Below are 15,678 nucleotides of genomic sequence, written 5' to 3'. Positions count from 1 at the left end.
ACTTTTGAAGAAAAGCCCCGAAACTTTACGTTTCGGGGCTTATTCTAATGAATTTATAAAAACGAACGAGAGGTTTGCTGTTGAAAACAGTTGGCTCAAGCTTGATTCATTTTTGCCCAGAACTGGTTCATTCTTTTCTTTAAATGGTTCAATCTTTAGATTTTCTGGTTCAATTATTTGTTCTAGTGATTCAATCCAAGGTGCTCAGCTAAGCTATGGTTCATTTTTGCTCAGAACTGGTTCAATCCTCGCTTCAAATGGTTCAATCTTTAGATTTTCTGGTTCAAATATTTGTTCTAGTGATTTAATCCAAGGGGCTCAGCTAAGCTTTGGTGCATTTTTGCCCAAAACTGGTTCAATCCTCGCTTCAAATGGTTCAATCTTTAGATTTTGTAGTTCAATTATTTTAATCGGTAAACCCAAACCCATGTATTGACCTTGACCTACATCAAAAGTCTTAAGTCTAATTAATGAGCAAACTTCCGACAATCACATGAATTCATTTCTGAAAATAACAGTTATACTATTCCTTAGAAGTTAAGGACTCGTTCAATTGTGGATATTGTTTTGAACTCGAGCTAAACAATTGACATAAAGAGTTTAACTAACTAAAATCAAGGATGTTAAAAAGAAAGTGTAGCAACTTCTTTGATGAACAAAAAAATAACATGAAATTAAACAACCGGTTGCTATAGCAACCAATTGCCATCTTCTCTGTTTTCTCTAAGACAGAGTTCTTATTTTAAAATAGTTGCTATAACAACAAAAATTGGAGGAAACAATTATGTCAAACGTATTATTTATTAAAGCAAATTCACGTCCTGTATCACAGGCTGTTAGTGTTCAATTATATGAGGCTTTCTTACAAAGCTACAAGGAATCCCATCCAGAAGATTCAATCACAGAGCTTGATTTATTCAGTGAAAACTTACCTTATTATGGAGCAGATATGATCAATGGAATGTTTAAATTAGGTAAGGGTATCGAGTTATCTTCTGATGAACAAGTTGCTACAGTCACTGTCAAAAAATATCTAGACCAGTTTTTATCTGCAGATAAAATTGTATTAGCATTTCCACTTTGGAACTTTGCTGTCCCTGCTGTTTTGCATACGTATATGGATTATCTATGCCAAGCTGGAACAACGTTCAAATATACGCCAGAGGGACCTGTTGGTTTACTATCTGATAAAAAAGTCGCTCTTCTTAATGCAAGAGGTGGTGTTTATTCAGAAGGACCTGCTGCTTCAAAAGAAATGGCTGTTAACTATGTCACAACAATTTTAGATTTCTTTGGTGTTAACAATGTTACAAACATCATCATTGAAGGACATAATCAATTCCCTGAACAAGCTAGTGAAATTATTGAAAATGGAATAAGAGAAGCTGCAACAGCTGCAAATACTTTTTAATCAGTTCTTCCTCAGACCAAAAGGCTTACTTTTTGGTCTGATTCTATTTTCCTACAAATTGATATAAGGTATACTTGTAAGTAAATTTATTCATAACAAGTAACAATTTAGGAGATTAGATGTAATGAAGCTATTTTTAGATGATTATATAAGTATATTTATCCATCATTCAGATCTAATGTTTACAAATTATGTGAAAAAGAAATTAGCCCCCTTTAACATTGCACCAGAACAAAATTTAGTCATGATGTTACTTTGGGAACAAGATGGACTCAGCCAAAATGAAATTTCAATTAAGCTAAATAAAGATAAAACGAATATTGCTAGAATGTCGCAAGGTCTTGAACAAAAGGGGTTTGTGAAAAAGGTAATCTGTCCAAAAGATCGTCGCGCGCAAAGGTTATATCTAACAGAAAAAGGTAGGAATCTAAGTGAACATGTCCTGCCTATTGCAGAAGAATTTCACGAAATTCTTTGTGAAAATATATCTGAGGAAGAGCTTATTCAATTAAGAACGATTCTTTCTAAAATGAGGGAGAATTTGCAATAGTATTAGACCTTCATACTAAAAGAAATCTGAAGTTTAAGAGGCAGGTTTCTTTTTTCATTTGCACAAAGTATTCCCTCGTTATTACCATTACCTCATTTCTACTATGTGTTTACCCCCTCCCTTTTTCGGGAATATCAAAACCACTTCACTAGAACATACTTTTAGATGTTTTTTCACATACTACTATACGGCAGTTAATTCGAGGAGGTAATTATATTGAGTAACAATCAAAATCAACCGAAACAAACAATGCCGCCACAGCATCAAGATGTACAGCCAGGTCATGAGGATATGATGAATCCAACACCTAAATTTGATGATTCAACCTATACCGGTAGTGGGAAACTTAAAAACAAGGTAGCGATTATTACTGGCGGGGATAGTGGAATTGGACGAGCTGTTGCCGTATTTTTTGCTAAAGAAGGCGCAGATGTTGTTATTTCCTATTTAGATGAACAAAAAGATGCAGACGAAACAAAAAAGCATGTTGAAGAACAAGGACAAAAGTGCCTGCTTATTTCAGGTGATATTGGTGATGAAAAGGTATGCCAGCAAATCGTTTCAGAAACAATGAACACATTCGGAAGATTAGATATTTTAGTAAACAATGCCGCTGAACAGCATCCACAACAAGGCATTGAAGACATAACAAGTGAGCAGCTTGAAAGAACATTTCGTACAAACATCTTCTCTTTCTTTTATTTAACAAAAGCAGCACTTTCACATTTAAAGAAGGGTAGTGCGATTGTAAATACCTCATCTGTCACTGCTTACGCGGGTAATGAGCAGTTAATTGATTATTCAGCTACAAAAGGTGCTATCACAACCTTTACAAGATCTTTAGCCCTCTCTCTAGCAGGTAAAGGGATTCGTGTAAATGCTGTTGCACCTGGTCCAATTTGGACTCCATTAATCCCTTCTACTTTCCCGGCTGATCAAGTAGCTACATTTGGAGCAAACACTCCAATGAAACGACCTGGACAGCCTGAAGAATTAGCTCCAGCTTATGTTTTCTTAGCAAGTGATGATTCTTCTTACATGTCAGGCCAGATGATTCATGTGAACGGTGGAAAAATAGTTAACGGGTAATAATCTAAAGCGCTAGTTTGATCGAAATCAAGAGGGTCTGAACCATCCAACTGTTCTTTTAACTCACCAAAGAGATGGATGGTCTGACCCTTCTCTTGCAGAACTAAAAGAGCTGATTTATTATCAACTCTTTCCAGTTATGAAATATTCTTTTGTCCACGTTTCTTTGCAGCAATTAAAAATAAAACAAACAAAACTGGCACAACGATAAATACACTAATTAGCGGTAAATTCAGGCCCTGTTTTTCTTTCAATTCATAAACCTCAGCTAATTCGCGGTCGATAATAAACTCATATTCTCCATTTTGCTCTTCAAAGGAATCACCTGTCACTAAGCCTTGAAGCTCCTTATTTTCTGCAATTTCAGAAGCTGGAATTATAACATTTTGTGAAGAAGAAGTATTATTGATGACGACAATAACTGTCTCATCTTCAAATGTCCTTTTAAAAAGAATCATTCCGTCCTTTTCATACAAAACTTTATAATTACCGTTTGTTAAAGCTGGTAAACTCTTTCTAATTGTTGCTAGCTTAGCTATATAATCAATCAGTTCTTCATCCGATTGAAAGTTCATTAATGGTCGATTTTCTGGAGGGTCTCCCCCATCAATTGCAATTTCAGAACCATAATAAACAACAGGGGTGCCCGGAATTGTGTACATATAGGAAAATGCTATTTTTAATCTAATTCCAGGATGTTGTTGATTTTCAATTGATTTTCTTGTAAAACGAACTGTGTTATCACTATCTATAAATGTACTAAGCTTTTTTGATGATTGCTCTACTACTTTAGATACGTCTGTAAAAGGCTGATCAATATTTGCAAACATGTCTGAAGCTTCTTTAAAAAAGCGTTCATTTAAGAGGGAATGGAACCCTGCCTCTTTGTAAACAGATATTGTTTCTTCCCGATTATCTAGCAGTGAACCCAGTAAATAAAAGTTCTTGTTTACCTTTTCAATCTCACCATCAAATATCTGCCAGAATTCCGGTTCAATCGTATCAGCATGGTCAATATAATAGCCATCAATCTTTGTTTCTTCCACCCACCACTTCGCCGTATCAATTAAGTAGGCTCTAGTTTCCGGATTTTCAGTGGCTAAATCAGGTAAACCTTTATACCATCCCTTTAATCTGTTCTCTTCATTCTGCACGTCTGTTAATTCTACTTTGTCATGAAACCATTGCAGTTTTTTTTCGTCCTCTACCCACGGGTGATTAGGTCCAACATGATCTGCAACAAACTCTAGCATAATCTTCATATCTCTTTTATGTGTTTCATTAACTAAATGCTTCAAATCTTCTAAGCTTCCGAAATGCTCTTCTACTTTATTGTGATCCTCTATTAGATCTCCTGCATAGCCGCTTGCCTCATTTGCGAAAATTGATGATAGTGCAATTGTGGTAAAACCCATTTCTTGAAGGTAATCTAATTTCTTTATTATTCCTTCTAGATCACCTCCATGATAAGCATCGGGGTTATCTGGATCAAGATCATCCCCATCATTATGGGGGTTCCCATTATTAAAACGGTCGACTACAACATAATAAATTAATTCTTCCTGCAATGTTTTTTCTTCTTTTTCATCTGCACTTACTGGTAAGGAGTAAAAAAGAAGAAACGGAATAAGTAATAGTTTTAAAGCTTGCCTTCGCATATTCTTCCGTTCCTCCAATAATCGCGAATATTTTGTCTACAATGTTAAGAGTAGCGTTTTCACTCATAGCACGTCAAACTTAATTGGTTATTTTTTTAAATATGTGTCGATTCTATAATAGATCTTAAAATCTGTGAATGGATTGTGAAGGAGGAATTATGCTTAAAGAGGCCATTTACCATCGACCAAAAAATCAATTTGCCTATGCATGTAATGACGATATGATACATATCCAAATACAGACAAAACGTAATGACATAAATACTATTTTTCTTTACTATGGTGATCCTTTTGAATTTGAAGGAAATAAATGGAGACATTCCTTTATTGAAATGCAGAAAAGTGGCAGTGACAATTTATTTGATTATTGGGTTGTAGAAATCATTCCACCACAGCGGCGGCTGCGCTATGCATTTCATTTGAAAAGTAATGAACAAGAGAGTTTTTATACGGAAAGGGGATTTAGCAATACTGTTCACGATGACTTTTCGGCTTATTTCTGTTTTCCCTTTCATCATCCATCAGATCGTTTTACTGCCCCAAGCTGGGTTAAGGACACTGTTTGGTATCAAATTTTCCCTGATCGATTTGCAAATGGGAATTCTCAAAATGATCCAAGCGAAACTCTTCCTTGGAATAGTTCTGATCCAACAACTACTACGATCTTTGGTGGTGACTTAGAAGGTGTAATCCAACATCTCGATTATTTAGTTGATTTAGGAATTAGCGGGATTTACTTTACCCCGATTTTCAAAGCTCGTTCAAATCATAAATATGATTCGATCGATTATATGGAAATTGATCCTCAATTTGGTGATAAGCAAACCTTTAAGCGCTTAGTTTCTGAATGTCATAAGCATGGAATAAAGGTGATGCTCGATGCAGTATTTAATCACTGCGGTGAAGAGTTTCCCCCTTTTCAGGATGTATTAATTAATGGAGAAAGCTCTGCCTATAAGGATTGGTTTCATTTTTCTTCAAATCAACCGGAAGATGAACCACTTCAATATCATACATTTGCATTTGAAAAGTCAATGCCAAAGTTAAACACGCAGAACCCTGAAGTAAAAAAGTACTTGATTGAGGTAGGTCAATACTGGGTAAGCGAGTTTCAAATTGATGGCTGGAGACTGGATGTTGCAAACGAAATTGATCATCAATTTTGGCGAGAATTTAGACAGGCTGTGAAAAAGGTAAATAAAGATGTGTACCTTGTTGGAGAAGTATGGCATGATGCTATGCCATGGCTTCAGGGTGACCAATTTGATGCTGTAATGAATTATCCTTTAGCAAATCACCTGCTTCGCTTTTTTGCTTATGATGCGATCGGTGCTGAACAATTTAGTCTTGATCTTCAAGCCTATTTACACCAATATCAAAAAACTGTTCAGGAGGCGGCGTTTAATCTAGTTGGGAGCCATGATACACCTCGCCTTTTAAACCTTGCACGTATGAATAAACAAAAAGTAAAGCTACTAACCGCTTTTCAGCTTAGCTTTACTGGCTCACCCTCAATTTATTATGGTGATGAAGTTGGACTTACAGGTGAGCAGGATCCCGGATGTAGAAAGTGTATGGTGTGGGATAAAGAGGAGCAAGATCAAGAAATGCTAGAATTTTTTAAAAAGCTACTAAATTTGCGAAAAAGCTATCCAATTCTAGCAAACGAAGGAACTTTTAAAGTTTTGGAAGCTAGTAATGAACATAATTATTTATGTTATAGCAAAGAAAATGACAAACAGCTTTTCCTTGCTGTTATGAATAATCACCCTACTAAGCAAACTCTTCCATTACCACTTGATTTACACGATCAAACCATACTTGATTTATGGAAAATGGAAGAATTCTCAGCACATACTACCCATGTTTCAGTCACGCTGGAGCCATATGATTTTACGTTTTTACTAATAAATAAGTAGTCTTTACCCTCTTCGTTCTCGTCGATGGATCACTTTTCTGTACTCTAATGGGCTTAAGCCCTCTATTCTTTTAAAAAGTTTTGAAAAATAAGTGGAATCGATAATCCCTATCTCTTGAGAGATGCTGGCAACTTTGTCATCTGTTGTTGCCAACATTTTTTTCGCTTCATTCATTCGATACTGGTTTAAATACATATTTGGTGTGACACCAATAACTTTTTGCATACAGCGTGTAATATAATCTGGGTGAAAGTGAAGGTATTTTGCAATATCCTCCATTTTCACTTCTTCTTTAAAATGTTCCTGTATATATTTTACTGTTTCCTCAACAACTCGTTCAGCAGCAGTTGGGATTTTACATGCTTCTTTTTGCAGATGGAGAAGGAATTCTTGAAAATACAGTTGTTGTCTCAGCTGATAATCTGGTGTTTGATGATTCATACTCATTAAGTTTTCAAATATATTTTCTACGAACTTCACATTCTCAATCTCTCCAAAACAAGGCAGACAAAATCGATAGCTTGATGGGGTAACAAGATCGCCCTCCGATTCTTGAATATCAGCCCAATTCTCAATACCTTTTTCAACAAGATCATAATTTGAAGGCATTAAAAAATGAAGCCAATAGTATTCCGTTTTTGTTTGGCTGCCTTTATGACCAAAGTGTTCAAATCCTGGAACTAATATAATGTATTGCCCCGCGCCAACTGTATATGGAATATCATCCTCAGTCATATACAATTCTCCAGACTTAACATAGATCAAGTCAAATACCGTGAAAACCCGTCTAAAGTGTTTTGTTCCCTTCTCAAATACCGCATACCCTCCAGTAATTAAAGTAGGAAATGGTGGAACTTTAAATTCAATATAGGACATTTTTGATCTTCCTTATAGTCGTATTTCTCCAAAAATTATCGTTTTACTCCCTTTCTATTATACTGCAATCTCTGTAAACTAAGTAAGGATTAATAACGTATAAATTAAAGGAGTTGAGAAATATGTCATTAACAAGACAAGATCGTAAAATGACATTATTTGCTCTTACATGGCCTATTTTCATTGAAGTAATGCTCCATATGTTGATGGGGAATGCTGATACACTTATGCTGAGCCAATACTCTGATAACTCAGTGGCTGCTGTTGGTGTATCAAATCAAATTTTATTTCTGTTAATTGTCATGTTTGGATTTATTGCAACAGGAACAACTATCCTTGTTTCTCAATATTTAGGTGCAAATAATTACAAGGATGCAAAAGGGATATCATCTGTATCACTCTCTGCAAACCTTTTAATAAGTATCATAATTAGTGTAGTCATTGTAATTGCAAGTGAAGATATCCTTTTGCTTATGAATCTACCTAGGGAGCTCTTACCCGAAGCAACTGTCTATTTACAGCTTGTTGGTGGATTTTCGTTTATTCAAGCATTGATTATGACTGCTAGTGCTATTCTTAAGAGTTACGGCTATACAAAAGATACGATGTATCTTACCATCGGAATGAACCTAATAAATATTATTGGTAACTATTTGTTCATATTTGGTCCTTTTGGTTTCCCAGTACTCGGTGTTCAAGGAGTTGCGATTTCAACTGTAGTCTCCAGGATAATCGGTTTAATCGTGATCCTTTATATGTTAAAACAACGTGTTCACTTTACAATCAATCTTAAAGAACTTTTCAAGCTACCAACACATCATTTAAAAAACCTATTGCATATCGGGGTACCTACTGCAGGTGAACAACTTTCATATAACACTTCACAAATGGTGATTACGTTCTTTATCACAATGATTGGTACCGAAGCATTAACTACCAAAATCTATACGCAAAATTTAATGATGTTTATTTTGTTGTTTAGTATGGCTGTCAGTCAAGGAACACAAATTATGATTGGATATTTAATTGGTGCCAAGGAATATGATTCAGCTTATAAACGTTGTTTAAGAAGTTTATATTCGGGAATTGTTATCTCGACTCTTATGGCGATTATTTTCACCATTTTTTCCGACCCTCTTCTTGGAATTTTCACTTCCAATGAAAGAATTCTAGAAATTGGTGGGACACTCATCCTCCTAACCATACTACTCGAACCTGGAAGGGCGTTTAATATGGTGATCATCGGGTCATTGCGGGCTGCAGGAGATATTAGGTTCCCGACTTATATGGGAATCCTTTCAATGTGGGGCATTGCTGTACCAATTGCATATATTTTAGGGATTCACTATGATTTAGGCCTTGTTGGGGTCTGGATCGCTTATATTTGTGATGAATGGGTCCGAGGGATCATTATGCTTTATCGTTGGAAATCTCGTGCATGGATGACAAAAAGCTTCTCTCATCGCCCTGCTGTATCCTAAGAAAGGCGGAAGCGCCTTGCTCAGCCTCGGGCAATAAGACGCAAGTGAATAGAAGACGTTCTTTGTCTTCAATTCACTTGTGGCTTAGACCCAAGAGGGGCTAGGCGCTGGAGCTAGACACCGACACTTAGTTCAAATATTTATACTTTATTCTTTAAATTAAAAGGGACTGCTTATTAGCAGTCCCTTCATCTATTTATCTTTCATCAATATTTATCGAATAGTTTTCAAACCATACATGAATCTGAGCTAAGTGTGCCAATAGCTGCGGTCCAGACATTAATTGACCAAACCAAGGTACCTGAAACGCTCTACCCTCTGATTCAATAATGTTAGTTAATGCTTGTTTATTTAAGAGCACATGTAAGATCGAGTCTTTATTGTTGACTAATGATTGAAGCCAATTTTTCACCAATCTTGTATACTCTGGATTATGTGTTTTCGGATATGGGCTTTTCTTACGATACAGCACTTCATCCGGAAGTAACCCTTCTAACGCTTTACGTAAAATACCCTTTTCACGGTCTCCGTGCATTTTCACATTCCATGGGATATTCCAAACGTATTCCACGAGACGATGGTCAGCAAATGGTACACGAACCTCCAAGCTTGCGCCCATACTCATACGATCTTTACGATCTAACAAGTTAGCCATGAACCAATGGATGTTTAAATAAAAGAGTTGTCGTCTTTGCGCCTCTATTTCTGACTCACCTTCAAGTAGTGGTGTTTCATTGACTGTTTCCTGATATCGTGCTTGCACATACTCGTTTAACTTTAATTTATCCTGCCATTCTGGCTTTAACAACTTTATTCTTTCATCAGTTGAACGCATCCATGGAAAAGCTGTTCTTGCTAGATCATCTGGTCGATGGAACCATGGATATCCTCCAAAGATTTCATCAGCACATTCTCCTGATAAGCCAACAACAAAGTCCTTTTTAATTTCTCTGCAAAACCAAAGTAAGGAAGAATCAACATCAGCCATACCTGGTAAATCACGAACAGTTGTCGCCTCTATTAAGTGATCCACTAGTTCTTGTTGGGTAATAATGCTTCGATGGTGAACAGTATTGAATGTTTCACTCATTTTGTCAATCCAAGGAGCATCTGAATTTGGTTGAAACTCATTCGCTTTGAAAAACTTTTCGTTATCCTCATAATCAATCGAATAAGTATGAAGACTTCCTTTTCCTTCTTTTTTATAATGTTCTGCTGCAACTGCTGTTATCGCACTTGAATCTAACCCACCAGATAAAAATGTACATAATGGCACATCAGATACGAGCTGTCTTTGTACGGCATCTGTAAATAAATAACGAACTCTTTCGGCTGTTTCCTCTATTGTATCTTCATGCTGCTTACTTTCAACATTCCAATAGCGCCACTTTTTTAGTCCATCCTTGGTATAAATAAGAGCATGTGCCGGACGTAGTTCGTCAATCCCTTTAAAAACACCAACACCAGGTGTTCTTGAAGGACCAACACCGAAAATTTCAGATAAACCAGTTTTATCCAACACAGCCGAAACAGATGGATGGGCTAATATTGCTTTTAATTCGGAACCAAAAATAAGTGAGCCATTTTCTTCTTTGTAAAATAAAGGCTTCACTCCTAAACGGTCCCTTCCTATGAATAACTTCTGCTTAGTGGAATCCCAAACAGCAAATGCAAAAATCCCATTAAGATGATGCACACACTCTTCTTCCCACTCAATGTAGGATTGCAACAGTACTTCTGTATCTGAATGACCTTTAAACGTGTACCCCTTTGCTAAAAGGACCTTTCTTATATCCTCTGTGTTATAAAGCTCACCATTATAACAAATTGTATAGGAATTCCCCTCTTTCGTGCGAGTCATCGGTTGGATTCCACATTCCGGATCCACTACAATTAAACGTTTATGACCGAATAACACGCGATTTTCTCCCCATATGTTCGTATCATCTGGGCCCCTTTTTGCTAACGTTTCTGTCATTTTTATCACTGTATCTTGTGCAGTGCCTATATTCTCCTTAAAATTAATCCACCCTGTAATCCCACACATTGAAGCATCATCTCCCTAGTGTAATTTTCTTAAGCTTTATACATCACGTCCTATTACCTATCGCAGATTTTATTGTATGCCCAACAAAATAAATTGTTGATTTGTCCTAAGAAAATTTGATCATGCATAAACATTGCTAATTTTGTCTAAAACGAAGAATAAACCACTAAAAAACTCTTGTTACATGTTTCACAATCACTGGAGGGTAAAATGAATGTGTCCTTATAAACGAACAGATCTGTTATTAAATCAAAAACGTTCGTACTTAATTGGTTTGATTGAAGTAACGAACGAACAATATGTTATATATGATGATATGAATGATGAACTTCATTTATTAGAAGAGATTCGAGATTATGATTTTGAAATTCTTAGTCCACTTGGGTGGAAACCTGGAAAATGGATGGGATTGGGTAAGGTGAAAACAGAGCTTGGTTTATTTTCACTAAATTCAGGGGAAACCATACGGATTAGAAAAAGACTTCCTGTTGCACTAGATGAAATGTTAAAGGAATTACGTGACGAGACATTTAACCAGTTTATCAAACATCTTAACTCCTTATCATTTTCACCATATGATTGTGTTTATTCCTACAATCAACATCTATTTTTTGAAAACAAGGTTCATAAAAAAGGCGTATCCTTCTTTCAATTTGATAATGAAGATTGTATTTGTGCAGTTCAACATCACTTTGAGCGGGGAGTTCACTCCTCAGATCGAATAGAATTTACTACTAGTTTAGATGATAGAAGCCTTATTATGTCTAAATATTAACTGAGGACATCATTATTAACTTGAGGTATGAAGCTTGAAACCAGTGATGGGTTTTCAAGCTTTCTTTATTTTAAATTATTTTTTATAAACGCTTCAGTTACATTCACATCCATAGGTTTACAAAAGTAATACCCTTGTCCAATATGACATTTTTTTTCTTTAAGAATCATTAATTGCTCCTTACATTCTATTCCTTCTGCTACTAATTGTAAGTTCAAATTATTGCCCATATCAATAATTGGCTGGACAATGTTTTTCTCATTTGAGTAAAGATCATCTACAAATGATTTATCAATCTTCAAATAATCAATTGGAAGGTCCTTCAGCACACTTAAAGAAGAATATCCCGTTCCAAAATCATCAATCGAAATCTTAACGCCAATTTCTTTTAATTTTTTTAACAAAAATAAAGACTCATCAATGTTCATAAACACACTTTCTGTTATCTCTAAATTTAAATACTTAGGATCCAGTTTATTATTAGTTAAAATTTTTTCTAAATGATTTATAAAATCCTTATGACGAAATTGAATAGGAGAAATATTTACACCCATGGTTATATTTGAAAGTCCCTTTTCGTGCCATAATGTTAACTGACGACATGCTGTATCCAACACCCAATATCCAATTTGAACAATAAGTCCATTTTCCTCTGCTACCGGAATAAATAATACTGGAGAAAGTAAACCTTTTTTAGGGTGATTCCATCTGATCAAGCTTTCAACACCAATGACAGAACCCGTTTCGAGATGAAGCTGAGGTTGATAATATAGAATGAATTCATTTTTCTCCAGTGCCTTTCTAAGCCCATTTTCTAAAGTAAAATGATTATTTAGATCATCACGTAATAGTTGAGTAAATACTTTATATTTATTTTTTCCAGTCTTCTTAGCATAGTACATCGCTGTGTCTGCATTTTCAATCAGAGTGTCTACATCATCACCATCATCCGGATAACAAGTAATGCCAATACTAGGCGTTGTGTAAACCTCGTTCTGATCTATATGTATCGGCTGTTTAAACATCTCAATAATCTGCTGAGCAAATAAATGTGACTGCTCTTTTTTCATATAAGGTATAACAATGACAAACTCATCACCACCAAAACGGGCTACAAGTGCATCCTGATCAACAGAAGCCGACAATCTATTTGCAACTTCCTTTAGCATCTTATCACCGCTACTATGTCCCATTGCATCATTTACAATCTTAAACCGATCCATATCAATAAACATCACAATAAACGGGTAACCCTCTTCCATTTGATTCCCGATTATTTTTTCCATATAAGCATAAAGCTTATTTCGATTTGGCAAACCAGTTAATTCATCGTAAAAAGCTAGATAATTTATTTTCCCAATCGCTTTTTCTCTTTCCGTTACATCTCTGACTAATATATGGTTTGCAGTTTTTCCTTGATAGGTTGTTGCAAAACCCAAGGATTCACAAATAACCTCTTCTCCATTCAGACATTTATACGTGATAATAATAGGCCTTGATTTTCCAAGTGTTTTTGTTTCTTCTATTCTTGCAGTAGCTTTCTCTTTCTCATGAGTTGGAATAAAATCAAATACAGACTTACCTATAATTTGTTTTCTATTATATGCTTTAAGTAGATTTACACCTGCTTGATTAATATAAACAATTTCCCCATCGATATGGATAAGATTTGTTTCAAGAGAATTTTCAATAAGTTGTTGATAAAGTTCTTTTTTTTCGGCAACAATTTCAAAATTTCTTTGAATTAATTTATACAGTAAAAGAGCGTTAATGAATACAAATATCCAACCCTTTAGGATATTTACCCAAGTCATGGTTATATAGCTATTAATTAGAAGGTCAGAAGCAAGTACCCAAACAATACTAATGAATAGATAAATCAATGAAATTCTAATACCTACTCTTTTGCTTGTAGTAATGTCTCTCAATATCAAATGGATCCCCACTCTTTCCTTACACATAGTTCTACTAATCATTATTTAAAACTAGTTTCACCGATCTTAGTATAAATATGTTATATTCTGCTCCAAAAGTTAGAAAACGAATACCTTCCGTTTTTTACTAACGGAAATCAACAACAGAGTAAACAAAAAAGCACTCGCTCTAATAAAGAGCAAGCACTTCATTTTAACCTAGCGAAATAGCCAGAAACCCATAGGGAGGCGAAGTCCTAATAAGATTGTTAAAATAAGGACAACAAAGAATATGATCCAAAACACTTTTGTTGGTTGGCCTTTTTTCAACTTTCCTAAAACCATTTCCATCATACCAATTGTCAAAATACCTAAAATAATCTTACCAATATACTCTCCGCTAAATTTATAAATATCTGAAGCAATGATAATACCTGTTACAATAATTAAAACATAGAATAATCGTAATACCATGTGAACAATTTTAAATGGCTTCTCTTTTCCTGATTTAAATAGTGAGTTAGCTACGAAGAAAAGGATGATCGCTACTACCCATGTCGTAATATGTGCATGTGTCATAATTTTTTCCTCCTTAATAGGTTCAAACAACCCTATTTTAGCATGATTCACCCAAAATATTAATGCATTGCATCAAAGAATCATTTTCATGTGTCTAATTTTTGAAAACTTTTCATAGATTTAGGCTGACTCGCCAAACTTTGTTGCTATTAACCAAGAAGTGCCGTATGGTTGATTTCCACTCCAGTTGCTCGCTTTCCGCGGGGCGGGCGGTGAGCCTCCTCAGCGTAAACGCCTGCGGGGTCTCACCTGTCCCGCTGCTTCCGCAGGAGTCTCGCAATCCGTTCCAATCAACTTAAAATAGTTTTTGTTTTTTAAAGCAACAATCTCTTAAATTAATGGGTAATCGCACCACTCATAAACATCCAAAAGTTAAGTACAAAGTGAAAGATAATTACTGGTAGTAGTCCGTTAGAACGCAAGGTTAGACCAGCCATATAAATGCTTCCTATTGCAAAGCCAATACATCCTATCAAAGGTATCCCTAATGCATAATGATAGAAGCCAAATCCAACACTTGTAACAATTAAAGCAGAAACAGTTCCCATCGTGTCAACAAAACGGCTTAATATAAAGCCCCGCCACACGATTTCTTCTAAAGGTGCATTAATACAAGCAAATAACAAACTATACATAACAAGCTGGATGGTAAGAGTAGAGTCTGGTTTTATTGCAAACATGGTCACAATAAACATCACACTTGTAATGAGAGAAAAAATTGTGATAAACAGCCAAATTGGGGGATGATCAAATCCTTTCCATATCCAAGGAAAGGCTATACGTTCTCTAAAATTACCTATACGCCAATAATGCATTGGCTTTTTATGTTCAAAAGAAGCTGCTAGGAAAAGAAAGACTATATACGAGCATACTAATACTCTTCCTAAGATCACTGCGATTTCTAAAGGGAAATCTTGTTCAAGCATCCAAACCATTAAAGGCTGCTCAAGTAATTTAAAAACAGCGAATCCTCCTATAAATGCACAACATGTTAAAGCAGTCGTCTTATAGTTCGGAAAGATGAAAATACTACCAATCAAACTACATGCTAAAATCATCATATATAAATAGGAAGGATACATTTGCACAGATAACACACTACCTGCAAATAAAAGACAAATACTTAAATCGCGAAAAAATAACTTTCCTTTCAGCTCTGCGATCCTTAGCAGGAGGGAATGGCGCATAGAAATTAACTACTCCTCTCAGATGTAAGTTCCGTATGAAAAGCGCAAGCGCCTTGATCAGCCTCGGGCAATAAGACGCAAAAGAATCGAAGACGTTCTTTGTCTTCAATTCTTTTGTGGCTTAGACCCAAAAGGGGCTAGGCGCTGGAGCTAGCCACAGAAACTAAGTACAAAATTTTATACTTTCTTAACT

The 15,678-nt window shown here is 35.6% G+C and carries 13 protein-coding genes; 7 read left to right on the top strand and 6 right to left on the bottom strand.

The window, feature by feature from the left end; genetic code table 11:
- The first annotated feature begins 4 nt into the window (after positions 1 to 4).
- The 4 genes from HUW50_RS13420 (at position 5) to HUW50_RS13405 (ending at position 3,050) form a co-directional block, all read left to right on the top strand.
- Complete coding sequence (locus HUW50_RS13420; RefSeq protein ID WP_185654007.1) at positions 5 to 436, top strand: hypothetical protein; 432 nt, start codon at positions 5 to 7, stop codon at positions 434 to 436.
- A 348-nt stretch (positions 437 to 784) separates the two neighbouring features.
- A complete protein-coding gene (locus HUW50_RS13415) occupies positions 785 to 1,411 on the top strand; it encodes an FMN-dependent NADH-azoreductase (protein ID WP_185654006.1) in 627 nt (208 codons plus the stop codon).
- 124 nt (positions 1,412 to 1,535) lie between these two features.
- The gene (locus tag HUW50_RS13410; protein WP_066336442.1) at positions 1,536 to 1,961 is read left to right on the top strand and encodes a MarR family winged helix-turn-helix transcriptional regulator; all 426 of its coding nucleotides are present in this window, start codon (positions 1,536 to 1,538) and stop codon (positions 1,959 to 1,961) included.
- Between the two features lie 216 nt (positions 1,962 to 2,177).
- Complete coding sequence (locus HUW50_RS13405) at positions 2,178 to 3,050, top strand: SDR family oxidoreductase (RefSeq protein WP_185654005.1); 873 nt, start codon at positions 2,178 to 2,180, stop codon at positions 3,048 to 3,050.
- Between the two features lie 137 nt (positions 3,051 to 3,187).
- Here HUW50_RS13405 and HUW50_RS13400 read toward each other — a convergent pair whose 3' ends face one another.
- Positions 3,188 to 4,708 (bottom strand): alpha-amylase family glycosyl hydrolase, encoded by a 1,521-nt coding sequence (locus HUW50_RS13400; protein ID WP_066336445.1) that lies wholly within the window; start codon positions 4,706 to 4,708, stop codon positions 3,188 to 3,190.
- 158 nt (positions 4,709 to 4,866) lie between these two features.
- Here HUW50_RS13400 and HUW50_RS13395 point away from each other — a divergent pair, with 158 nt between their 5' ends.
- Positions 4,867 to 6,627, top strand: coding sequence for an alpha-glycosidase (locus tag HUW50_RS13395; protein WP_185654004.1), 1,761 nt, complete (start codon positions 4,867 to 4,869; stop codon positions 6,625 to 6,627).
- A gap of 3 nt (positions 6,628 to 6,630) precedes the next feature.
- On the opposite strand, the gene HUW50_RS13390 is transcribed toward HUW50_RS13395, so the two are convergent.
- A complete protein-coding gene (locus HUW50_RS13390) occupies positions 6,631 to 7,503 on the bottom strand; it encodes a helix-turn-helix domain-containing protein (protein WP_185654003.1) in 873 nt (290 codons plus the stop codon).
- 122 nt (positions 7,504 to 7,625) lie between these two features.
- Between HUW50_RS13390 and HUW50_RS13385 the strand changes: the two genes are divergently transcribed.
- Positions 7,626 to 8,984 carry an MATE family efflux transporter gene (locus HUW50_RS13385; protein WP_185654002.1) on the top strand — a complete coding sequence of 453 codons (1,359 nt, stop codon included), beginning with the start codon at positions 7,626 to 7,628 and terminating at the stop codon, positions 8,982 to 8,984.
- Positions 8,985 to 9,180: 196 nt separating this feature from the next.
- Here the strand turns inward: HUW50_RS13385 and asnB are convergent, their stop codons facing one another.
- Positions 9,181 to 11,031 carry an asparagine synthase (glutamine-hydrolyzing) gene (gene asnB / locus HUW50_RS13380; protein ID WP_066336462.1) on the bottom strand — a complete coding sequence of 617 codons (1,851 nt, stop codon included), beginning with the start codon at positions 11,029 to 11,031 and terminating at the stop codon, positions 9,181 to 9,183.
- Between the two features lie 214 nt (positions 11,032 to 11,245).
- Between asnB and HUW50_RS13375 the strand changes: the two genes are divergently transcribed.
- Entirely contained in the window at positions 11,246 to 11,806 is a 561-nt protein-coding gene (locus HUW50_RS13375) for a DUF2777 family protein (protein WP_066336466.1), read from the top strand.
- A 65-nt stretch (positions 11,807 to 11,871) separates the two neighbouring features.
- Here HUW50_RS13375 and HUW50_RS13370 read toward each other — a convergent pair whose 3' ends face one another.
- The 3 genes from HUW50_RS13370 to HUW50_RS13360 all read right to left on the bottom strand — a co-directional run bounded on the left by HUW50_RS13370 (position 11,872) and on the right by HUW50_RS13360 (position 15,485).
- The gene (locus tag HUW50_RS13370; RefSeq protein ID WP_185654001.1) at positions 11,872 to 13,734 is read right to left on the bottom strand and encodes a sensor domain-containing protein; all 1,863 of its coding nucleotides are present in this window, start codon (positions 13,732 to 13,734) and stop codon (positions 11,872 to 11,874) included.
- Between the two features lie 204 nt (positions 13,735 to 13,938).
- Positions 13,939 to 14,298 carry a YisL family protein gene (locus HUW50_RS13365; RefSeq protein WP_066336476.1) on the bottom strand — a complete coding sequence of 120 codons (360 nt, stop codon included), beginning with the start codon at positions 14,296 to 14,298 and terminating at the stop codon, positions 13,939 to 13,941.
- 335 nt (positions 14,299 to 14,633) lie between these two features.
- Positions 14,634 to 15,485 (bottom strand): CPBP family intramembrane glutamic endopeptidase, encoded by an 852-nt coding sequence (locus tag HUW50_RS13360; RefSeq protein WP_066336481.1) that lies wholly within the window; start codon positions 15,483 to 15,485, stop codon positions 14,634 to 14,636.
- Between the last annotated feature and the right edge of the window lie 193 nt (positions 15,486 to 15,678).

The sequence above is a fragment of the Metabacillus sp. KUDC1714 genome, from assembly GCF_014217835.1.
Lineage (GTDB): Bacteria > Bacillota > Bacilli > Bacillales > Bacillaceae > Metabacillus > Metabacillus rhizosphaerae.
This window is presented reverse-complemented; position numbering and strand designations above follow the sequence as displayed.